Source organism: Psychromonas arctica (assembly GCF_036697365.1).
Lineage (GTDB): Bacteria > Pseudomonadota > Gammaproteobacteria > Enterobacterales > Psychromonadaceae > Psychromonas > Psychromonas arctica_A.
The window spans coordinates 182,764-203,816 of the sequence record NZ_JBAHZA010000003.1; the positions used below are offsets into that span (position 1 = coordinate 182,764).

Annotated in this window: 24 protein-coding genes and 1 pseudogene; 7 read left to right on the forward strand and 18 right to left on the reverse strand. The window is 37.1% G+C overall.

Annotated elements, in window-relative coordinates:
- Positions 1-19: 19 nt before the first annotated feature.
- Entirely contained in the window at positions 20-1,627 is a 1,608-nt protein-coding gene (locus V5290_RS04855) for a sensor domain-containing diguanylate cyclase (RefSeq protein WP_333382447.1), read from the reverse strand.
- Positions 1,628-1,755: 128 nt separating this feature from the next.
- On the opposite strand from V5290_RS04855, the gene V5290_RS04860 reads away from it, so the two are divergent.
- The gene (locus V5290_RS04860; RefSeq protein ID WP_333382449.1) at positions 1,756-2,052 is read left to right on the forward strand and encodes an MGMT family protein; all 297 of its coding nucleotides are present in this window, start codon (positions 1,756-1,758) and stop codon (positions 2,050-2,052) included.
- A gap of 128 nt (positions 2,053-2,180) precedes the next feature.
- Here the strand turns inward: V5290_RS04860 and aroC are convergent, their stop codons facing one another.
- Together aroC and prmB are read right to left on the reverse strand one after the other, a co-directional pair.
- Positions 2,181-3,269, reverse strand: a complete 1,089-nt coding sequence (gene aroC / locus V5290_RS04865; protein WP_113819104.1) for a chorismate synthase — start codon at positions 3,267-3,269, stop codon at positions 2,181-2,183.
- 65 nt (positions 3,270-3,334) lie between these two features.
- Positions 3,335-4,246: a 50S ribosomal protein L3 N(5)-glutamine methyltransferase gene (gene prmB, locus V5290_RS04870; RefSeq protein ID WP_333382452.1), complete on the reverse strand. Its 912-nt coding sequence runs from the start codon at positions 4,244-4,246 to the stop codon at positions 3,335-3,337.
- A gap of 57 nt (positions 4,247-4,303) precedes the next feature.
- Between prmB and smrB the strand changes: the two genes are divergently transcribed.
- A complete protein-coding gene (gene smrB, locus V5290_RS04875) occupies positions 4,304-4,849 on the forward strand; it encodes an endonuclease SmrB (protein WP_333382454.1) in 546 nt (181 codons plus the stop codon).
- A gap of 31 nt (positions 4,850-4,880) precedes the next feature.
- Complete coding sequence (locus V5290_RS04880; protein ID WP_333382456.1) at positions 4,881-5,807, forward strand: DUF808 domain-containing protein; 927 nt, start codon at positions 4,881-4,883, stop codon at positions 5,805-5,807.
- 1 nt (position 5,808) lies between these two features.
- On the opposite strand, the gene V5290_RS04885 is transcribed toward V5290_RS04880, so the two are convergent.
- On the reverse strand, positions 5,809-6,714 hold the full coding sequence (locus V5290_RS04885; RefSeq protein ID WP_333382458.1) for a LysR family transcriptional regulator: 906 nt from the start codon (positions 6,712-6,714) through the stop codon (positions 5,809-5,811).
- Positions 6,715-6,851: 137 nt separating this feature from the next.
- Between V5290_RS04885 and V5290_RS04890 the strand changes: the two genes are divergently transcribed.
- Positions 6,852-7,277: a PACE efflux transporter gene (locus V5290_RS04890; protein WP_333382460.1), complete on the forward strand. Its 426-nt coding sequence runs from the start codon at positions 6,852-6,854 to the stop codon at positions 7,275-7,277.
- Positions 7,278-7,562: 285 nt separating this feature from the next.
- Positions 7,563-8,219 carry a nitroreductase family protein gene (locus V5290_RS04895; protein WP_333382461.1) on the forward strand — a complete coding sequence of 219 codons (657 nt, stop codon included), beginning with the start codon at positions 7,563-7,565 and terminating at the stop codon, positions 8,217-8,219.
- An 85-nt stretch (positions 8,220-8,304) separates the two neighbouring features.
- On the opposite strand, the gene V5290_RS04900 is transcribed toward V5290_RS04895, so the two are convergent.
- On the reverse strand, positions 8,305-8,952 hold the full coding sequence (locus V5290_RS04900) for a glutathione S-transferase family protein (RefSeq protein ID WP_333382463.1): 648 nt from the start codon (positions 8,950-8,952) through the stop codon (positions 8,305-8,307).
- 118 nt (positions 8,953-9,070) lie between these two features.
- Here V5290_RS04900 and V5290_RS04905 point away from each other — a divergent pair, with 118 nt between their 5' ends.
- Positions 9,071-9,937 carry a LysR family transcriptional regulator gene (locus tag V5290_RS04905; protein WP_333382465.1) on the forward strand — a complete coding sequence of 289 codons (867 nt, stop codon included), beginning with the start codon at positions 9,071-9,073 and terminating at the stop codon, positions 9,935-9,937.
- Between the two features lie 14 nt (positions 9,938-9,951).
- Here V5290_RS04905 and V5290_RS04910 read toward each other — a convergent pair whose 3' ends face one another.
- The 11 genes and pseudogenes from V5290_RS04910 to V5290_RS04960 all read right to left on the reverse strand — a co-directional run bounded on the left by V5290_RS04910 (position 9,952) and on the right by V5290_RS04960 (position 18,099).
- Entirely contained in the window at positions 9,952-10,197 is a 246-nt protein-coding gene (locus V5290_RS04910) for a glutaredoxin family protein (protein WP_333382466.1), read from the reverse strand.
- 103 nt (positions 10,198-10,300) lie between these two features.
- On the reverse strand, positions 10,301-10,684 hold the full coding sequence (locus V5290_RS04915; protein WP_333382468.1) for a DUF4112 domain-containing protein: 384 nt from the start codon (positions 10,682-10,684) through the stop codon (positions 10,301-10,303).
- Between the two features lie 244 nt (positions 10,685-10,928).
- Positions 10,929-11,378, reverse strand: a complete 450-nt coding sequence (locus tag V5290_RS04920) for a carboxymuconolactone decarboxylase family protein (RefSeq protein ID WP_416351598.1) — start codon at positions 11,376-11,378, stop codon at positions 10,929-10,931.
- Positions 11,361-11,738: pseudogene (locus V5290_RS04925) on the reverse strand (carboxymuconolactone decarboxylase family protein); the annotation flags it as partial. The gene V5290_RS04920 and the pseudogene V5290_RS04925, both read right to left, overlap by 18 nt.
- 66 nt (positions 11,739-11,804) lie before the next feature.
- Positions 11,805-12,182 (reverse strand): MerR family transcriptional regulator, encoded by a 378-nt coding sequence (locus tag V5290_RS04930; protein WP_333382470.1) that lies wholly within the window; start codon positions 12,180-12,182, stop codon positions 11,805-11,807.
- 106 nt (positions 12,183-12,288) lie between these two features.
- Positions 12,289-12,690 carry a GFA family protein gene (locus V5290_RS04935; protein ID WP_333382472.1) on the reverse strand — a complete coding sequence of 134 codons (402 nt, stop codon included), beginning with the start codon at positions 12,688-12,690 and terminating at the stop codon, positions 12,289-12,291.
- A 181-nt stretch (positions 12,691-12,871) separates the two neighbouring features.
- A complete protein-coding gene (locus V5290_RS04940) occupies positions 12,872-13,480 on the reverse strand; it encodes a hypothetical protein (protein WP_333382473.1) in 609 nt (202 codons plus the stop codon).
- A gap of 560 nt (positions 13,481-14,040) precedes the next feature.
- Complete coding sequence (gene arsJ / locus V5290_RS04945; RefSeq protein ID WP_333382475.1) at positions 14,041-15,273, reverse strand: organoarsenical effux MFS transporter ArsJ; 1,233 nt, start codon at positions 15,271-15,273, stop codon at positions 14,041-14,043.
- A 21-nt stretch (positions 15,274-15,294) separates the two neighbouring features.
- Positions 15,295-16,296 (reverse strand): ArsJ-associated glyceraldehyde-3-phosphate dehydrogenase, encoded by a 1,002-nt coding sequence (locus V5290_RS04950; protein ID WP_333382477.1) that lies wholly within the window; start codon positions 16,294-16,296, stop codon positions 15,295-15,297.
- A 399-nt stretch (positions 16,297-16,695) separates the two neighbouring features.
- Positions 16,696-17,643, reverse strand: a complete 948-nt coding sequence (locus tag V5290_RS04955) for a pyridoxamine 5'-phosphate oxidase family protein (RefSeq protein WP_333382478.1) — start codon at positions 17,641-17,643, stop codon at positions 16,696-16,698.
- A gap of 9 nt (positions 17,644-17,652) precedes the next feature.
- Positions 17,653-18,099 (reverse strand): VOC family protein, encoded by a 447-nt coding sequence (locus V5290_RS04960; RefSeq protein WP_333382480.1) that lies wholly within the window; start codon positions 18,097-18,099, stop codon positions 17,653-17,655.
- A gap of 211 nt (positions 18,100-18,310) precedes the next feature.
- Here V5290_RS04960 and V5290_RS04965 point away from each other — a divergent pair, with 211 nt between their 5' ends.
- Complete coding sequence (locus tag V5290_RS04965) at positions 18,311-18,880, forward strand: TetR/AcrR family transcriptional regulator (protein WP_333382482.1); 570 nt, start codon at positions 18,311-18,313, stop codon at positions 18,878-18,880.
- A gap of 72 nt (positions 18,881-18,952) precedes the next feature.
- On the opposite strand, the gene V5290_RS04970 is transcribed toward V5290_RS04965, so the two are convergent.
- Both V5290_RS04970 and sixA read right to left on the reverse strand, forming a co-directional pair.
- A complete protein-coding gene (locus V5290_RS04970) occupies positions 18,953-20,350 on the reverse strand; it encodes an aldehyde dehydrogenase (RefSeq protein ID WP_333382483.1) in 1,398 nt (465 codons plus the stop codon).
- Between the two features lie 76 nt (positions 20,351-20,426).
- Positions 20,427-20,903, reverse strand: coding sequence for a phosphohistidine phosphatase SixA (gene sixA / locus V5290_RS04975; protein ID WP_333382486.1), 477 nt, complete (start codon positions 20,901-20,903; stop codon positions 20,427-20,429).
- Positions 20,904-21,053: the final 150 nt, after the last annotated feature.

Consider the following 21,053-nt stretch of genomic DNA (forward strand, 5'->3'; position numbering starts at 1 on the left):
TTTAAGTAGAAAAATGATTTTATAGTGTTTCTGGCTGTGTAAAACAAACTGTATTTTTACCTGCTGATTTTGCATCATACATGGCTAAATCTGCCGCTCTCATTAGCTGGTCATACTTATTGCCGTCCTTAGGAAATAGTGCGACTCCTGCACTACCTGTTACTTTTAAACTGACTTGTTGATTTATTTTGTATTCTTCAAAAACAATGCGTAGCAAATCTTTAATCACAGAGGAAACTTCTAACTTATCCTGCACATCCTGTAATAAGATGACAAACTCGTCGCCTCCTAGCCTAGCCGGAATAACCTTAGGTAAAGAATCGTAAAATACTAATTCCGATTCAGATAAGTTATTAAGCTCGAAATAATGAATAAGACGTTGGCCAAATAAATACAGTAATTCATCGCCTGCTTTATGCCCATAGGTATCATTAACCTCTTTAAAACCATCAAAATCAATAAAAACTAACGCCCCTTTTTGATTGAATTTAATCATTTTGTCTAGTGCTTTATTGGATAACCGATAAAAATAATTACGATTAGGCAAGCCGGTATTAGAGTCAAAATAAGCGAGTTTGGCAATCACGCTTTCTTTTGCTTCAATGGTTTCCATCATATTAGCAAATTGCGTTTTTAACTCAGAAATCTCTTGGGGAATAGCCTTAGAAAATGAAAATGCGAGATTAACTTTACTTTCACCCCTTTTAATTGAATTGATAGTTTTTGAAAGGTTTTCTAATGGTTTAATAATTAACAATGAAACTGGAATAGCAAATAAACATGCTAACGCTACACCAATAAGCATCACCATTATTGCCGCTTGATCTATTGCTATTGCTCGGCCTTCTAGTTCTTTAATTGGTTGCGGCACCATTACGCCCCACCCTGCACCAGGAACATAGGTGTAACCAGCGATCATATCTCCCTTCAGCGCTGGAGAGTAAAATTTATCAACCCCTGTTTTGCCAGCTAACATCTTTTGCACAGCACTGATCTGACTCATATCTTTTCTAGTTTGTACCCATGATGGCAAAGGGTGAGCTAATGCTTGGCCAGCTTGGTCAACAATCGCAGCATGACCTTTTTCACCAAACGCGACTCGTTTGCCCATTTCAATGATATATTCCGTTGATAAATACCCTAATAGAATCTGATTACCTAACCTTTTTACCACTAACATGACTGGAGCATCATCAAGGTAGGTAGCTTCTGTCACGGTAGAAATACGAATACGGTCATTTTCTAAAGTATGCTTAACCAAAGTTAAAATACTTGGTTGAGTCACTTCCTGACATTGTGTTTGACGGCTAAAAATACAAGTTTGTAGCTTCCCATCTTCGCTAATAACGGCAACTTCGAGAAACTGAAAGCTTTTCAATAGAGCATTAAATTCCGATGAGTTAACTTGTTTCTGAGATCCTGTTTCTAATATCGAAAAAACACCTAATACATCTTGATAGTAGCGTTCAAAAGCAGTAGAAAGGTTCTTAGCTATTACCAAATGTTTTTCGTTTACTTCTTTTATTTCAAGATCTAACGCTTTTGAATAAGGCCACGCCCAAAAAATAGTCATGGGAATGATCACAATTAAACAAAAAGTAATAATAAGTAAGCCACGGATATTCATGTTTCTTCCGTTGATAAGTGTATGAAAAGATTAATACCTAATGTATATATTACACACAAAGTAATATAAAACAGCATTGTTTGATCAATTAATCGACAAAGAAATCAAAGTTATATGGGAATCAGTTAATGGATGAGTTTGCACAAAACATTTTTACCATTTTATCATACTTAGAAAAAGGAAAATTGATTACTTATGGGCAACTTGCTAGTCAAGCAGGATTCCCCGCACATTCTCGTCATGTCGGTAAAATATTAGCAAGGCTTCCAAAAGATACCCGTTTACCCTGGCATCGAGTCGTCAACTCACAGGGAAAAATATCTTTGAAAGGCGACGCATTTATCAGACAAAAAACCTTATTAGAAGCAGAAAAAATAGAAATGACTGAACAAGGAAAGATTATACAATTTAAGCGATACCTCTAGTTAGTAAAAGAGACAATAGGATTGTTGTCTTTAAAGGCTATTAATAAAACGATAGGTATAAAAAATCCGATGCGCTTAAACATCGGATTTTAAATAATAACAACTTTTTGTTACCAGCTAGAAGCAGACTACTTTAAGTGAGGCGTATTAGTTGTTACGTGTAAGTTTTGTGCACGATGACGTAATACATGATCAAGTAAAGTGATCGCCATTTGCGCTTCTGCAATAGGCACAGCACGAATACCAACACATGGATCATGACGACCTTTCGTGATCATCTCAGTTGCTTCACCATCTGTCGTAATAGTGCGACCTGGAATCGTTAAACTAGAGGTTGGCTTTAACGCAATTGAGGCAACAATGTCTTGGCCCGTTGAAATACCGCCTAAAACACCACCAGCATGGTTTGATAAGAAACCTTCAGGGGTCATTTCATCACGATGCTCAGTACCTTTTTGGTTTGCTACTTCAAAACCATCGCCAATTTCTACACCTTTAACGGCATTAATACTCATTAAAGAATGCGCTAATTCAGCATCTAAACGGTCAAATACCGGCTCACCTAGACCAACTGGCACACCAGAAGCAACGACTGTTACCTTAGCACCAATCGAGTTACCTTCTTTAATTAACGCTTTCACGCAATCTTCTAAGTCAGTTAATTTACTCGTGTCAGGAAAGAAAAAAGGGTTATTTTCTACTTCATTCCAATCAATGGTATCTGGCGTGATATCGCCCATTTGACTTAAGTAACCACGAATCTCAATACCAAACTGCTCTTTCAAGTACTTTTTAGCAATGGCTCCAGCCGCTACACGCATTGCTGTTTCACGTGCAGAAGAACGGCCACCACCACGGTAATCACGGTGTCCATATTTTTGATGGTAAGTGTAATCAGCATGACCAGGACGGAACAAGTCTTTAATCGCTGAGTAATCTTTAGAGCGTTGATCGGTATTTTCAATAATTAAACCAATACTACAACCCGTTGTTTTACCTTCGAAAACACCCGATAAAATTTTAACTTGATCGCCTTCTTGGCGCATAGTTGTATAACGTGATTGTCCTGGACGACGACGGTCTAAATCATGTTGTAAATCTTCTTCAGTGATCGCTAAATTAGGTGGAATACCATCAATGATGCAACCTAACGCCACACCATGGCTTTCACCAAAGGTTGTCACTTTAAATACTTGACCAATACTGCTTCCTGCCATTGTTAATTTCTCACTTTAATAAATTTTAAATAATACCGTTCATCTTAAAAAAGATGTTGGTATAACTAAATGTTAATGTTTTCAAGCTGTGCTTTAGTCAGAGCAAATACACCGTGTCCACCGATTGAAAATTCAATCCACTGGAATGGGATCTCTGGGTAAGCAGCTTGTAAGTGCACTTGAGAGTTTCCTACTTCTACAAATAACACACCATCATCATTTAACATTGCACTTGCTTGACGTAGCATTTCACGCACTAAATCCAGTCCGTCATCGCCACAAGCTAAACCTAACTCAGGCTCATGTTTATATTCATCAGGCAAGTTTGCCATATCTTCCGCATCAACATAAGGCGGATTAGATACAATCAGATCGTACTTCTCATTTTCAACACCGCTAAACAGATCTGACTGAATTGGGAACACTTGCTGAGATAAACCATGGTTTTGAATATTAATATCTGCTACTTCTAATGCATCTTCAGACAGGTCAACCGCATCCACTTCTGCATCAGGGAAAGCATAAGCACAAGCAATGGCAATACAACCACTGCCCGTACATAAATCAAGAATGCGTTTAGGTGACGTTTGAACCCATGGTTCAAATTTAGTTTCAATCAACTCTGCAATAGGAGAGCGAGGCACTAAAGTACGTTCATCAACATAAAACTCTAACCCTGCAAACCATGCACTATTAGTTAAGTATGGCACAGGAATGCGCTGTTCAATACGTGTCACAATTAATTCAACCAACATTTTACGTTCACGTTGTGTTAAACGTGATTGTAAAATAGAGATATTGCTTTGCAACTCAAGGTTTAATGACGGCAAGATTAGTTGTACAGCTTCATCCCAAGCATTATCAGTACCGTGGCCAAAAAATAGCCCTGCACGATTAAACTCAGTAACAGCCCAACGTAATATATCTTGAATGGTTACTAACTCATCAACCGCTTCATCACTAAAAATCGTATCCAATTTATTCTCCACTTAAGGTAAACTTCGCTCATTCAACTACCTAGTTTAGGAAAAACCATGACCGATTATAATAATGATGATGATTTTTCGCTGTTTAGCGCAGAATTTGCTGGTATCAAAAAATTGCAACAGGATACCATAAAATTGCCCCCGAAAAACATTAAGAATAAAGCGGTCATTAAAGAAAAACGCGAACAAAACTTTGAACAAAGCCATTTCTCTGATGCCTATGAGCCATTACTGCCAAGTGAAGGCCCAGTTCGTTATAGTCGAACCGATGCTGAAAAATATTTAGTGAAGCAATTACGTCGTGGAGACTTCACGCCAGAGATCATTCTTGACTTGCACGGTTTAACACAACAAGAAGCAAAGAGTGAGCTTGCAGCTTTGATTAACTGTTGCAAAAAAGAAGGGTTATATTGCTGCAGTGTGGTGCATGGTATGGGTAAACATGTGCTTAAAAAACAAGTACCACTTTGGCTAGCACAACATCCTGATATTTTAGCTTTTCACCAAGCTCCCTTGGAGTTTGGTGGTCAAGGTGCACTATCGATTTTAGTAGAGCTAGAAGATTGGCAAATGAAAGAAGAAAAAAAACGTTAAATTAACACCCGTTTAATCAAGAGGTTCCGCTATGGCTAGTTTATTAATTTTATTAGATGACATTGTCACTGTATTAGATGATGTTGCATCCATGAGTAAAGTAGCAGCCAAAAAAACGGCCGGCATTTTAGGTGATGATCTAGCGCTTAATGCGCAACAAGTATCAGGTGTAAAAGTAGACCGAGAAATTCCTGTGGTTTGGGCTGTGGCAAAAGGCTCATTATTAAATAAAGCCATTATTCTCCCCATTGCGTTACTGTTAAGTACCTTTTTACCTATTGCTATCAATATATTGTTATTAATTGGTGGCATATATTTATGTTTTGAAGGCTTTGAAAAAATAGCTCATTCTCTATTTACTCCAGACAAACAGCATCAAAAACAACAACGCCTTCAAGCGAATGCGGATCAAAACATTGATTTAGTAGCAGTAGAGAAGAAAAAAATCAAAGGCGCTATTCGTACCGATTTTATCTTATCAGCGGAAATCATTATTATTGCCCTTGCTTCAATTCCCTCTGATGATCTAGTCGCACAGATTTTAACCTTAGCAGCATTATCAATAGGATTAACGGCCTTTGTATATGGCTTTGTTGCTGCTATCGTAAAAATGGATGACTTGGGCTTATATTTAATAAAAAAATCCGAAGACAATACAAAATCCGTGTTGTCGCTGATAGGAAAATCCTTAATCGCTTTTGCACCTATCTTAATGAAATTATTAGTATTCGTTGGAACAGTGGCAATGTTTTTGGTGGGCGGTGGCTTAATTGAGCATAACCTGCCTTTTCTCGCAGAATGGGTTCATCATATCATCGCTTTATTCACTGCTATGCCGGCCCTTTTAGCCTCAATATTACCCAGCATATTAACCGGGTTTGTGGGCTTGGTTTCTGGTGGATTATGTTTTTTAGTGGTGACACTAATAAGCAATCTATTTAATAAAAAGTCAGTATAAATTACGTTCTCTGGATCCACTGTTTTTCAGCGAGAGAATATTGTTGTAATAATTGAGTGACCGCTAGTAACACTGGCCCAGATGGTCGGCTTCGGGAGACTAAACACCCCACTACAGTAAGCCAGCCATCATACTCATGGGCGACAGGTAAAGAAATAACCTCGCCAGACTCAATGTATTGAGTAGCGAGCAGCTCAGGTACCACAGCCCAACCAACATTTTGTTTTACTAATTCTATTAATGCCTTATGTGTATTCGCATACCAGGCTGTTGGGCTAATTTTATAACTAAACCATAACTCTTTTTTCTGATTACTGCGGTGAACACATTGCCGATGTAACTTCAAATCAGCTTCTTCTACAATAGATAAATCAGCTAAAGAATGTGTCGGAGAAGCAATAGTGAGAAAGCGTGCATGGCCTAAAGTGAAGAAATCCATATCCACCTTCAACTCACCATCGACATACACAATACCGACTTGAGCCTCTCCTTCCCTCACCATCTTTTCCACATCAAACGTTGATGCTACCACTAGTTCGAAATGCGTAATTGGAAACTGCTCAGCCAAAGACGATAAGATCTTAATTAAGACCTGGTTTACCAAGCTCTCATCAATGGCAATAACTAATTCATGCTCTTCACCTTGCGCTAAAGATTGCACTTTTTGATCAAAATTTTGTTGCTGATGCAACATCGACTTAGCAATAGGCAACAAAGCTATGCCTTGTTCAGTCAAGGTCGGCGTATTTTTATCTCGATTAAATAACGTTTTATCAATTGCGATTTCAAGATTAGCAATCGATTGACTAACACCTGACTGTGCTCGTTTTAATTGGCGAGCTGCAGCAGAAAAAGACCCTGTTTCACACACGGTCACAAATATTTTTAATTGCTCTAAGCTGTACATAAAAGCTCTCCTCTAAATCGTCAAACCCAGACTATCACGATTTGTGATAGCTATTAACTTTATTGTGCGATTTAGAGCACTATAATCGCACTTTCTACATGTGTAGAGGTATCAATTTATAGAGAGATAAAAACCAAATGAAACCGATTGAACGTATTTTCCACGCTGTTTTATTCGAAGTATTAGCGGTCAGCCTAGCTATCCTAGTGTTAATTGTATTTACAGATCACGACCCAGCTTCACTATCAGGAACCATGATAATAGTAGCGACTATCGCAATGGCTTGGAATTTCATCTATAACTGGTGTTTTGATCGCGTTGTAACGGGAGATAAAACACAACGAACACTATCATTACGAATTACGCATACTATTTTATTTCAAGGTGGCTTACTGATTATTACTATACCTGTCATTGCACTGTTGTTAGCAGTGAGTTTATGGCAAGCACTAATGATGGATATTGGCGTGACTATATTTATTACTATTTATGCTTTCTTCTACAACCTGACTTATGACCATACAAGAGCATTTATTATGCGTAACCGCTCTGTTACTTGCTAATTTACTATTCCTATTAAGGCTCATTTTACCAATCAAAGTGAGTCATTAAATGTAGTGTTCCATTAATCAATGTTATTAAAACTTCTCATAAAAAAGCATTAATGAACTTATCCCCCTCTTCTCTCCTTATTATTAACAAAAACTAGAAACTGTTTTTAGCATTACCAATCTAATAAAACCACAATAAATCAATATACTAGCCACATCAAATGAGCGTAAGCCATTACACTAATTACACTCATTAAAGCAATCGCTAAAAGACTCAAAAATTCAGGACATAACACCATGAACCAACAAATCATTAAAGACTTAAACGTTCGTTACACGACTAAAAAATACGATACAACAAAGCGTATTTCAGCTGAAGATATGCAAATAATTAAAGAAGCGCTGCGTCTTTCTGCATCATCTATAAACTCACAACCATGGAAATTCATCGTGGTTGAAAGTGAGCAAGGTAAACAACGTTTACACGACACATTTGCTAACAAACATCAGTTTAACCAATTACATGCAAAAGAAGCATCACATACTATTTTATTTGCCTACGATCCTAAATTCACTAAAGAGAAATTCCGTAAGCGTGTAGATGCGGAAGTGAGTTCAGGGCACCTGCCAACTGAAATGTACGATAATTTCATGGGCGCTTACGCTTTTGCAGATTCAAATACAGATGAACATGGCTATAACGGTTCATGGACTAAAGCACAGGTCTACCTTGCGCTAGGTAATATCTTACATACATTGCCACGTATGGGAATTTCATCAACACCGATGGAAGGCGTTGATGCTGATTTGATCGGTGAATTATTCAAAGAAGAGCTAGACGGACATATTTGTGAAGTTGCATTAGCAATCGGCTACCCGAAAGCAGAAGAAGATTATAACTACGGCTTACCAAAAGCACGATTAGCAATGAATGATGTAATCACTGTTGTTTAATTAAATAATGCTAGCCAGCATAACCATGTTAGCTAGCTAAACTATTCTAGGGGACACAATGTTGTCCCCTTTTATTTACATGTCGTTAAACTTCTACACCAGCTTCATCTGATTCGACAATATCAGTTTCAGTTAACGCTTGTGTAACCCAGTTCTGCAGTACTTTACAGCTCATCACATGTTGGCAATACTGTTCTGCCGCAGGTGATAAACTTATCTGATATGTTTTTAAACGTAATACCACAGGGGCATACATTGCATCTGTAATACTAAACTCACCAAATAACCATGAATTAGGGTAAAGGGTCTGTTGGTTAGCAAAAATATTATCAATACGCGCAATATCTTTTTTAGCTGCCAGAGACAACTCAACTTTACGAGTGGCTCTTATATTCATCGGCATTTCATTTCTTAACGCCATAAAGCCAGAATGCATTTCAGCACTTAAGCTTCGAGCCTGAGCCCTATCATGAGTATTTTTAGGCCATGCAGCACCTGACAAATAAGCATCGTTGATGTATTCACAAATTGCTAGTGAGTCCCAGACATTTAACTCCCCATCGATCAGCGCAGGTACTTTTTGTACTGTAAAATGTTTTTGCAGTTCATCATAAAAATCTGACGTATCAAGTACCAATTGTGTTTCATCAAATAATACATTGAATTTGCTCATTAAATACCAAGCTCTCAATGACCATGTAGAATAATTTTTATTGCCAATAAATAATTGCATTACAACTCCTAAGTGATTAAGTTATAAACAATGTAAAACATAATATGCCTAAATACTCGCCAAAGTTTCTCATACCTTACATCAATTAAATTGATGTATTAAACGTCATAGGATTAAAATGGATATTGATGCTCTTCGTACTTTTTTAGCCTTTGTTGATACAGGCAGCTTTACTCGTGCCGCACAGCAAGTCTGCCGGACCCAGTCAGCTGTTAGTATGCAGATGAAGAAATTGGAATCAGATGTTGCTAATCCATTATTTATTAAGCAAGGTCGACAGCTGATTCTTTCTAATGCAGGTATTCAGTTAGCTAGTTATGCAAAGCAATTAATTGCACTACATGACGAAGCCTATAAACAATTAAAAACAAGCGCTGGTCAGGTTCGTATACGTCTAGGTTGTCCTGATGATTACGCTCTGTCAATATTGCCCCAAATAACTCAGCTCTTACATCAACTTATTGAACAACTAGATTTACAAATCACTTGTGCATCAACTACAGAACTAAAGAACCAGCTAGATCAAGGCTTACTAGATTTAATTATAGCGACTCGTTCTCCTAGTTCAGAAGAAGGATACTTCCTACATGCAAGTAGCGGTGTTTGGGTTAGAAGCAAAGGGTTTAATTACCACCAAGATATGACCTTACCAATAGCTATTTTTATGCGTGATTGTAAATTTCATCAAGCGGCAATAGAAGGATTATTAAAAACTGAGAGACAGTTTAAAGTGATTGGCTGTTGTTCGAGTTTAAGTTCACTTGATGCGCTAGTAAAAAACCATTTAGCAGTAGGTGCAATAGCAGAAATAAGCAAAGCAGAGTCATTAATCATCATTGATGACCCCAGTTTGCCAGCTTTGCCAGCGGTAGATATCGTATTGTTACTGGCAAACCATACTCATAACCCGATCAGTCAGACTATGGTAAAACAATTAGCAGAGCAATTTGTGAATCAACATAAGCTGGCAAAGCCACCAGCTTAGAACAGCTGTTAAAATTAATAATGTTGTTTTAAAAAATGAATGATATCCTGGGATTCATACATCCACTGGTCACTTTTTCCCTTTTCAGAAATCAATAAACAAGGCACTTGCACTTTACCACCGCCCGCCATTAACTCTTTTCTTAACTTATCATGTACATCTAAATCTTTATAAGTCACCGCTACTTTCTGGCTTTGAATAACTTTAATAACTCGTTTACAAAATGGGCAATGCCCCATGTGATAAAGCGTTAACTTCATAAGACTTCCTTTAAGATTAATGTGGATGAGTAAAGCTTAACAATACGTAAAGTGTGATGAATTACAACGCAAATTAACCTGAAGACTGACTTATCAACAAAGCCTACGCATGTTTTATTAGATAATCTTTTAGCAGAGTAGTATTGCGTGTATTGGCTTTAAAAAAGGCATCGAAAAAATCACCAAATATAGGAATCAAACCACCAAAGAAATCGATGATAATATTAACAATCATCTTTAATTTAATAGCTTTACTGGCTCCTACTCGATGCGCCTCAAACAAAACATAGCTAGATAACAACACACCAATAGCATCACCAATCACAGGCACCAAACCGATAATCGCATCCACCCCGACTTTAAATTGAGTAAAAGGGATACGAATACTGCTATCGGTTAATTTACTAAAACGTTCAAGACGTTTGATAGCCGCATCAATTTTTTGTTGAGAGAGTTTCTCGTTCTTTGTCTTTTTTGAGCTAAACACACTTTCTCCCCTTTTAAATCAATTATTGGATAGTTTAATGGTATGTCTTTAATCACTTTTTATAACTATTACTTCTAGCATCATGATATTTATACTGCATCAAAAAATATAAATCAGATAACTAGAGTATTTATAAGATGAAACTGCTAGTAAAACATAGTTCTATATTAAACAGCAGTGTTGATTCGCTTTTCTTACTGCCCCACCTGTATTGACGTTAAATAACAAACATTAAAATTCCTAGTTATGACGAACTACTTTCACTCATCACTTCTTTTAAAGCTAAAGTGCCGTTAATAGCGGCAGGAAAACCACAATAAACACTCATTAAAATCATTATTTCTCGAATTTCTATCTGGCTGACGCCTATATTTAAAGCGGCTTTAATATGAAACTTAAGCTGTGCTAAAGCAGTGCCCATCGCGGTTAACGCTGCGATGGTGGCCATTTCTCTATGCTGACTATCTAAACCGGGTCTTGAGAAAATATCTGCAAAGCCGTATTCAATCACCAACCTAGCGAGATCGGGGGAGATATCCTTAAAAGTCGTTTGTAAGTTTTCAACTTGATTCTCATCTAATTGACTGAGGCTTTGTGCACCTAACTCATAACGTGAAGCTCCTTCAGGAAAAGAAGGTGACTGAGTAAACCCTACTTCATCTATTTTTCCCTCTTGTTCGCGTTCCGCAACCACTTCCTTTAAGGCTAACATGCCATTAATCGCAGCGGGAAAACCAGCATAGCTAGACATTTGTAATATCACTTCTTGGATTTCAGCGATATTAGCGCCGACATTCAATGCACCATGAATATGAACTCTTAACTGTGGTGCAGCATTTCCCATAGCAGTTAAAGCAGCCACTACGCTTAACTCTTTTGACTTAAGTGCAAGCTCAGTTCGGTTATAAACATCACCAAACCCATATTCAATAATGTACTTAACTAAGTCCGGTGAGCAGTCAATTAAACTCTCGACCACTTTTTCACCCGCTTTTCTATCAATTGCTCTTAGATTTTTTAACCCTGTTTCATAACGTTCATTTAATCTTGTCATAGTAACCTCTGTTCATTGATGCGATGAACAGAGGTTAATCCTTAGAGTACACTCTAAGTCAATCATTTAAATTTTAGGTACATCGATTATATTTTCGTAATAAAGGATTTTTTCTTTAATCTTTTTTAGATGCAATGCTTCTAATGCAATCCTTTGTTCTAGGATAACAACATGCTCTTGTAACAACCGTTTACGTTGCTCTGCTGTTGATTCACCCTGCTCTCGTAGATCGGCATACAGCTTTATATTATCCAGCGGCATCCCCATCTCTTTTAAACGTTTAACAAATTGAATCCACTCAATATCTTTTGTAGTAAAAAATCGATGTCCACTACTATTCCGTGCGATATGCTTTAACACACCAATTTTTTCATAGTAGCGAATAGTATGGGAAGAAAGATTGGTTAAGGCTGAAAAGCGTTGAATATTGATAAAGACCTCCAAAGAAGTTAATTCGAGAGAGATAGAAAGTGATGGTTAATCATTTAAGTCTAAATTCTATGTTTTACCCGAGAAGCACCTTTACTTTACTATCTAGCTACTTTTAAAACTATCTACCTTCACAAAATGCGGGTACCTCAGATTGAAGCGTACTCCAATTAGCTCGGTACTTAGTATAGATTTGAGCGTCAATCACCACCGGAATATCATCATCAAAGAGTGCAATAGCTAATTCTATTTCTTCTATTGGTGCGCCTTTAACCCTAAAGCCTAAACTTGAACCGCACTCTTTACAAAATGAACGAGTTGTACCATTTGGTGCTGTAAAATCTTTTATTAATTCAACACCTGAAATCCATGTTAACCCCGAAACACCGACGAGAGTACCAAATGCAGCCCCATGAAATTTTTGACACATAGTGCAATGGCAATTAGCCGCCTTTTCGTTAAAGCCATCAACGACAAAAGTAATTCGATGACATAAACAAGTACCTTTGTATGTATGATTCATTATTAATCCCTTTGTATAGCGAGCTTTATGATTTCTCTTTTAATAAGTTGCAGGTGTTCTATTTTTCCTATTTGAAAGGATACTTTAAGTTTATGATACTTTGCTTCAGCAGCAACTACCTAATACCATATAAATCACTATATGATTAAAAGGAAGAATTAAAAACATCAGCAGTTAAAGTTTATGGTTGTCGATTAGTTGTAATAGCAGAATTAAACATCTTTGTTTGAAACTCTCTCTGAGCATGCTCTTTTTGTTCAAGCTCTTGAATAGCGTTTAAAAATATTTGATGATCTCCGGATTTAATAACTTTACGTTTAGGTAAGTTACCTAACTCCCTTAGTTCTTCTGACATTTTTATAGCTTGCAAACCTAAATATGAATACTTATTAACACGAGCTTCAAAATATTCATCGAAATCAGGTGGTGATGCTACATGATCACTTACTGATCCTATATATACATTGGCTTCGTTTATATGTTCTGGAAGACTAAGTAATTTATAGAGTAGTGCTGGAGGTAATACTTTCCACTCAACATCTAATAATAATGGATCAAATGAGGGTGTTGAAACTTTAGAATGTGTGTATCCGTTCTGATCTATAAACCTTTTGTCACAAACAACTTCACAGCAGCCCGCTATAAAACGTTCTAAACTTGTTGATACAACAATAGCAAGGTAATTAGAATCTACTGACTTTGCCTTTTTCATAGCAATTGAGTCCTTCAGTAGGGTTAAACTAAAACCAACAACTCCGCCTAACACAACTAATACTATTTTATCTATCATGTAAATCCTTACTAACTAAAGTTCACAAGTCGCAAGATTAAACGACAAAATATTGAATAAATTGAAAAAGTACTTTCTTTGAGATGAATTCGCTAAAAACCTTTGAGTTAAACAGCACAATATTTGTACGAATGATATATTCAGAATAACTTTAATTTCTGATATTGTTCAGAATTTCGCAAACTTATCTGTGTTTGTTATAAACAAGCAAGCAATTCCAACAGTAGCACCTATTGCCAAAATCATAATTAGAGCTTGATGAAATAATTACATCTAGAATCCATTCAAAGAGTCGTTTTTAGCATCAAATACAAGCAAAGCCCCCTAATTGTTAACTGACTATGTTAATTTTTCATTACCCTTTTGCTTTAGTACTACTAATAAAAAATAATTCTTTAAAGATGATAATCAAAAAACAGGTGTGAAATTCTGCCCTGACAATATCGGCCCATATTCAATACTATCTCTGGCTATAAAGACAGATTAATTTAAAAAATTCCAGTCATTATCTAAGCCCTGTTGTGCATCACAAATGCCTTAATCAGTCTTATCATTCGCATTTAGCTATTTGCATCACTTCCCTGCTTAGGCAACTTTAATGAAATCAAACTTGTGACCACTAGGAAAGCAAAGGCTATCCATAAACATGCAGCAAAACCGTAGGCTTGATAAACCCAGCCGGATAATACTGTGCCTACTAAGCGCCCCATTGCGTTTGCCATGTAGTAGAAACCAACATCTAATGAAACACCATCTTGTTTAGCATAGCTAATAATTAAGTAGGAATGTAACGAGGAGTTGGTTGCGAAGATGGCGCCAAAAATCAATAATCCAACGATAATCAAGGTTTGTACTTGCCACTCAAGCTGTATACCTATCGCTAATAAACCTGTTACAACCGCTAATAACGCACACCATAGCATGGCACTTTTACCGTCTGGTATTGCACCCTCTTTTACAAAAAAAGCGGTTATTTTAGGAGCAAAACCTTGCACTATACCGTAAGCAATTACCCAAGTAGCGAGGAAACCACCGACGATTGAGTGTGACCAACCAAAAATACTGGCTAAGTAAATTGGCAAGGCAACAACAAACCATACATCGCGAGATGCAAATAGAAATAAACGTGCCGCCGATAAGATGTTCACCGGGCCTGATTTTGAAAACATCTGACTAAACTTAGGTTTAGTTTTTGCTTTTCCTAAATCCCCTTCAAGGAACATCAAACTCATGATAAAAACGGCTGCTAATATTCCCGCCATGATCATCAAGGCAATTTGAAAGCCCACCAGCGTTAATAGTAAACCGCCAATAAAAAAACCTGCGCCTTTTAACGCATTTTTAGAGCCTGTTAATACTGCAACCCAATGGTAAAGTTTACCCTGTTGATTATTAGGAATGAGCGTTTTAATGGAGCTTTTAGCACTCATTTTATTGAGATCTTTAGCGATACCAGATAAAGCTTGCGCCATCATCACCCAAAGAATAGTTAACCATTCACTTGGAACAGTGAGTAATAATAACGCAATCACTTGCATGGCTAAGCCAATGTTCATGGTGCGATTTAAGCCTAACCGTGCACCAAGCCAGCCACCAACGAGGTTGGTGATCACACCAAATACTTCATAAAACAAAAACAGTAACGCGATGTTTAACGGGCTGTAACCTAATTGATAAAAATACAGCACCACTAACATACGTAGTGCACCGTCAGTCACGGTGAAATTCCAATAGTTAAAGGTTACCAATAAATATTGTCTTAGGGATTTATCTAACGTTAAAAACCACTGCATTGCTTTTATTCCTGACGGTACTTACATTAATGAGAATTTTTTAATTAGCTCAGCAGTTCGCGTTGCGTAACCCATTTCGTTATCGTACCAAGCATAGATTTTTAACATACGCTTACCGATTAACATGGTTGATAAAGCATCCACAATAGTTGAACGCTGGTCTCCACGGTAATCGATTGATACCAATGGACGTTCTTCATAACCTAAAATGCCTGCTAACTCACCTTCCGATGCTTCTTTTAATAGTTGGTTAACTTCTTCAACACTAGTATCACGCTCAACTTCAAACACGATGTCAGTTAACGATGCATTGGCTAGCGGTACACGTACTGCATGACCGTTAATTTTATCTTTTAAGTCTGGGAAAATTTCAACAATCGCTTTTGCTGATCCTGTTGTAGTTGGGATCAAACTCATACCACAAGCACGTGCACGGCGAAGGTCTTGATGGGGTGCGTCAAGAATAGTTTGTGTATTGGTTAAATCATGAATAGTTGTGAATGCTGCATTAGTGATGCCTAGTTTTTCATAAATCACTTTTACAACAGGTGCAATACAGTTAGTGGTACATGATGCTGCTGTAATAATTTTATGAAACTCTGGTTTAAAGGTTTCTTCATTTACGCCCACCACAATATTAGCAACATCAGGATGTTTAACCGGTGCAGAAACAACGACTAGTTTAACGCCTTGTGCAGTATATTTATCTAATAATGCTTTCTCTTTATTAACACCTGTTGCTTCAATCACTACGTCACAAGCAGACCAATCGACGGCATCAATTTCACCTTGTTGGGTCACTGTAATTGACTGCCCCGCTATTTCCATGGTGTTATCAGTAAAGCTAACGGCATGACTCCAACGGCCTTGAACTGAATCAAACTCTAATAAATGCGCTAATGTTTTTGCGTTGCCTGCTACATCATTTACCTGAACAAATTCAACTTCAGGCCAATCAAATGCAGCACGCATTGCTAAGCGACCGATACGTCCAAATCCATTAATACCTACTTTAATTGTCATGGTCATTCTCTCTTTTATATTTAAATTTAATTTGGCTTATTACCGATCACTTTACTGATGGTACTTTTCAATATTATTAAGAAACAAGCTCTTGCTGTTAAAATAGTAATCACTTTTCGCATGTAAATTGTTAGTTAGATTAACTCTAAATCAATACATAAAAAAATACACATATACGAATATTCATATATATTATCCATTAAGTATTTTAAATCAAGGCATCATTCAATAATTACCTTTAAAAGTTAAAAATTAATGAGCAGTAAGAATCCATCGTATTAACGATCTTGATGAACTGAAGTGAGTGATGTTTAAAATGAAGGATAAAAGCACTGACCATAAAGGTAATAAGTGATGCGGGTACAGTGCATTTTATTGGTGAAGAGTTTCTGTTAAGTTTTACTTTTGGAGATAAGCAAAGCCGTTTGCATAGTATTCTATTTTAATAGGGGTAAAACATAATGTTCTAACTTGCTTATCGGTATTCGTATCTTGTTGTTTGTTTTCACTCTCAACTACTTGGTCATCATTCCATAAGATTTCAGCTGAAACAGTAAGCTGTATAGCATGGCCTAGTTGGGCGTCAAAAAACAATAAACTGGCGATTGGATTTAATAATAAGTTACCTATGGTATTAAAAAAGCCATTCCCATAATAATCTTCCACGAGTAATTGACCTGATTCGTTAATCTCCACAAACCCAGCCTCTCCGCCGCGGTGAGAAATATCAGTACCACGGTTATTCAACTGTTCACCATCATCAAAACAGCTGGCAATAAAAAAGGTATCCGCATTGGCGATCATCTGTTTTATCGTTATGTCTGTACTTATTTTACTGTCGAGTTGGACTTCTGCGATCAGGGAAGAACCATTATAGTTAGGGTTCAAACCCCATGTTTTAGGTTGGATATATTTGGGGCAATTTCCAAAACTCTGCAGTACTTTCACCGTCATGGTTTTTTGATTGATATCAGTCACAATCACATTAATACGATTACGCCTTCTCGAATCGAACTCTAGCCCCAATAAACCAACCCTGTCACCGATATTAACGCTTTGATTTGTAAAATCGCCTATTGAATATTGCAGGTTAATAACTAGTACACTTGGATCTGGAGACGATACAAAGCCGCGATCTCCGAATAATACACTGGCGCAAGTTTGTGACTGAAAGTTTGTATAACCGATAAACATCATCGTAAGCGACTCAAAAAAATCGCGATGTTGTTGAGGCATAAGTTCACGAATGAATTTAGGCCCTATCTCTGCCATACGTTGTTCGGTACCAACTCGTTTTTGGGCTGTTAACTCGCCATGGTGCCAACTGTTTTCCAGTGTATTATTCATCAGAACATCCTAATCGCTAATTAGCTCTAAACGAATCCCACCAGGGATTGAACACATCATGTGTACAAAAGGTGAATCGCCTAGTGCTTCTGGTGCAAATTCAATATCAACACTCTCAAGCTTAAGCAGCTTCTGATATAAGGCATGAAGTTGCTCGATACTATTCACTTTCAATGCAAAATGATGCAAACCAACATTTTTTGTACGATCAAATTCAGTCAAGTTATCAACATCTTTAATCTGCCATAGCGTCAGCATAACAGTGCCATCTGATACAAAAATAGCTGGATAAGCTGGCTTTTCTCCTACTTTTTTAAAGTTTAATTGTTCAATAAAGAAAGCTGCAGTTTGTTGGATATCTGGAATAGTTAAACCTAAATGATGAATCCCTGAAGTACCTATCGTAGTGGTATCTGTTGCATTGCTGTTTTCTGATGTTGTTGATGTAGAGCACATAGTAAATACCTTTATTAATTATCGTTTATAAAAATATTTGTTTCACAAATGGCGATATTAATGTCTATAAAAATGATGACAAAAACAAAGGTGAACAAATCTGTTCACCACTATAGGTGAACAGAGCTGTTTACGTCAAGTTTAAATTAGTTATAATTTAGTTATTATGTACCGCTTATTTAGAGCGTTCGCTAAAAGGGCAAGCAATAACATGCAACCAAGAAAACAACACTTAATCGATACTGCATTGATTTTATTTAATAAATTTGGATATCACGCAACAGGAATCGATTTAATTTTAGCGGAGTCTGGGGTTTCTAAGGCAACACTGTATAAACATTTTCGTAGTAAAGAAGAGCTGATATTGGCGGCATTACAACTTCGTCATGAGCAAGTTGTCAGTAAATTGAAGAATAGGATTGAAGATAATAAGAAGAACCCGGCAAATACAGATCCCGTTGAGAATGTATTGGTTATTTTTGATAATTTAAGTGAATGGTTTAATAGTGAGACTTTCTTTGGCTGTAATTTTATTAATGTCAGTGCAGAATACGCTGATCCCAATAATTCAATTAATATCTTTGCAGCAAAGCACAAGCAAGTCATAGTAGATATTATTGCTACGCAATTAACTCCTCAAGCAGATTCGAAAATCACTCAGCAAAAGGCTGATCAAATAGGATTACTGGTTGAAGGTGCGATTGTAATGGCTCACACTCGCGGCATGAAACAATCTGCACTAATTGCAAAAGAGATGGCAAGAACAATACTCAAAGCCTAAGACTTAACTCGTTCAAAAAAATAATGCCCATTACGTTAACTAAGTGTGATTGTTATAAACAGCTGTTATGAATTATTTAAACATTTTTTTTAGCAATGATAATTTGTGTTTATAAGGTGGGTAGATCAGAGGTAAATCTAACCAGGTTGATGCGCTGAGTACACTCTTTTGGTGTGAAAAACGATCAAAACCATGTTTACCGTGATAGCTTCCAATACCACTTAAACCAACACCTCCAAATGGTAAATTTGGGTTAGCAAGGTGTTGAATACAATGATTAATTGCAATGCCACCTGCTTGAATTTTTGTACTTAACAAGGATTGAGTAGATTGGTTTTCAGAAAAAATATATGCGGCTAATGGGTGTGCGGGTAACGCCTCAATTATCTGTAATGCTTGGTCATGATCAGTAAAACTCATTATAGGTAAAACCGGACCAAAAATTTCTTGTTGCATGATCGCATCGGATAATTCTATGTTAGCCATTACTGTAGGAGCAATATAACGTTGTTCGATGTCAAACTGCCCGCCTACAACGACTTTTTCTTGCTCAATCAACTCGCTAATACGTGATGTGTGCCTTTGATTAACTATTCTGCCTAATGCAGGATTTTTAGATGGCTCATTACCGTATAGCTTGTTAATACGCCCCACCAGTTTATCAATGAATTCCTGCTTAATACTATCTGCAACTAACACGTAATCAGGGGCAACACAGGTTTGTCCCGTATTTAACATTTTACCGTAAACAATACGTTTAACGGCGATATCAATATTAGCATCTGCACACACAATACAAGGGCTTTTACCACCTAGCTCAAGCGTAACAGGAGTTAGTTGTTTAGCGGCTTGTTGCATTACTATCTTGCCCACTTCGCTGCTGCCAGTGAAAAAGATATGATCAAATTTCTGCACCAACAAAGCGGTCACATGCTCTACATCCCCTTCGATACATTGCACGTACTCAGGCGCAAAAGCACTGTTAATCATTGTGCTTAGTACTCGGCTGACATTAGGGGTTAATTCCGATGTTTTGACAATACATGTATTACCTGCGGCGAGTGCAGCAATTAATGGTGAAAGACATAATGAAACAGGATAATTGAAGGGAGAAATAATTAAACAAACACCTAATGGTGTCGCATGAATATGGCTCTTAGCGGGTTGTATGAAGTATGGCGTTGACACTTTTTTCGGTTTCATCCACTTTTTAAGGTGTTTGAGAGTGTCGCTTAACTCATTTAATACAAAACCAACTTCAGTCAAATAAGCTTCAAACTCGGGTTTACTTAAATCCGTATCAAGTGCTTCAATCAACTGGCTTTTATTAGCTTCAATCGTCTGTTTTAGTAATTTTAATTGCTGTAAACGGTAAGTATATGAAAATGGTTGGCTCTTCATAAAAAAAGTACGTTGCTGTTGTACTCTTTGTTGATAATCATCAGCTAACGTCACACTATCTTTAGACATAGTTAAACCTATTATAATTTGAATAATATATTATCTAATCGACAGTACGGCGCGTTAACGCCGAATAATAAAACGATTAATCGATGACTTGAGGCACTGTAGTGAGACTCACTAATTCAGCAAAACCATCTTCATCATTCAGTGAAATATGGCCAATGGCAGAAGTAGAAAAAGCGGGGACACCTGCAGCGGGAGCAAGTTCTCCAACGATATAACCAACTAAAGGAAGGTGTGAAACTAATAATACCGATTCAATACCTTCCGCTTGTAACGCAAGTATTTCATCAACAGATTTGCGAGCACTACCAGCAGGCGTTAAACATGGTAAGACTTGGATGTTGCTAATGCCTTCGAAAAAAGGACTGACTGATTGCCAAGTTTGCTGGGCTCTAACGTAAGGACTAACTAAAACTGCGTCGAATTTAACATCTTGTTTTACTAGATACTTAGCCATTATCTCTGATTCATGACGCCCTTCATCCGTTAGGTTACGTTCTGAATCTGAATTAGCCATCATTTCTGCTTGTCCATGGCGCATAATATATATTTGCATAAATTCATTTCTCCGAATAAATAAGTATCACGGTTTTAATACCCGTTACTTATGATAGTAGTTAGTTACGGCAAGAACCGTCTAACTGATTTTATTAATCATCAATAAATGCATTACCTACTAACGTTAGATATAGGTTAATACGTTATT

Coding starts and splice junctions, on each gene's coding strand:
- V5290_RS04855 (WP_333382447.1), bottom strand. CDS start 1,627: ATGAATATCCGTGGCTTACTTATTATTACTTTTTGTTTAATTGTGATC.
- V5290_RS04860 (WP_333382449.1), top strand. CDS start 1,756: ATGGATGAGTTTGCACAAAACATTTTTACCATTTTATCATACTTAGAA.
- aroC (WP_113819104.1), bottom strand. CDS start 3,269: ATGGCAGGAAGCAGTATTGGTCAAGTATTTAAAGTGACAACCTTTGGT.
- smrB (WP_333382454.1), top strand. CDS start 4,304: ATGACCGATTATAATAATGATGATGATTTTTCGCTGTTTAGCGCAGAA.
- V5290_RS04880 (WP_333382456.1), top strand. CDS start 4,881: ATGGCTAGTTTATTAATTTTATTAGATGACATTGTCACTGTATTAGAT.
- V5290_RS04885 (WP_333382458.1), bottom strand. CDS start 6,714: ATGTACAGCTTAGAGCAATTAAAAATATTTGTGACCGTGTGTGAAACA.
- V5290_RS04890 (WP_333382460.1), top strand. CDS start 6,852: ATGAAACCGATTGAACGTATTTTCCACGCTGTTTTATTCGAAGTATTA.
- V5290_RS04895 (WP_333382461.1), top strand. CDS start 7,563: ATGAACCAACAAATCATTAAAGACTTAAACGTTCGTTACACGACTAAA.
- V5290_RS04900 (WP_333382463.1), bottom strand. CDS start 8,952: ATGCAATTATTTATTGGCAATAAAAATTATTCTACATGGTCATTGAGA.
- V5290_RS04905 (WP_333382465.1), top strand. CDS start 9,071: ATGGATATTGATGCTCTTCGTACTTTTTTAGCCTTTGTTGATACAGGC.
- V5290_RS04910 (WP_333382466.1), bottom strand. CDS start 10,197: ATGAAGTTAACGCTTTATCACATGGGGCATTGCCCATTTTGTAAACGA.
- V5290_RS04935 (WP_333382472.1), bottom strand. CDS start 12,690: ATGAATCATACATACAAAGGTACTTGTTTATGTCATCGAATTACTTTT.
- V5290_RS04940 (WP_333382473.1), bottom strand. CDS start 13,480: ATGATAGATAAAATAGTATTAGTTGTGTTAGGCGGAGTTGTTGGTTTT.
- arsJ (WP_333382475.1), bottom strand. CDS start 15,273: ATGCAGTGGTTTTTAACGTTAGATAAATCCCTAAGACAATATTTATTG.
- V5290_RS04950 (WP_333382477.1), bottom strand. CDS start 16,296: ATGACAATTAAAGTAGGTATTAATGGATTTGGACGTATCGGTCGCTTA.
- V5290_RS04955 (WP_333382478.1), bottom strand. CDS start 17,643: ATGAATAATACACTGGAAAACAGTTGGCACCATGGCGAGTTAACAGCC.
- V5290_RS04960 (WP_333382480.1), bottom strand. CDS start 18,099: ATGTGCTCTACATCAACAACATCAGAAAACAGCAATGCAACAGATACC.
- V5290_RS04965 (WP_333382482.1), top strand. CDS start 18,311: ATGCAACCAAGAAAACAACACTTAATCGATACTGCATTGATTTTATTT.
- V5290_RS04970 (WP_333382483.1), bottom strand. CDS start 20,350: ATGTCTAAAGATAGTGTGACGTTAGCTGATGATTATCAACAAAGAGTA.
- sixA (WP_333382486.1), bottom strand. CDS start 20,903: ATGCAAATATATATTATGCGCCATGGACAAGCAGAAATGATGGCTAAT.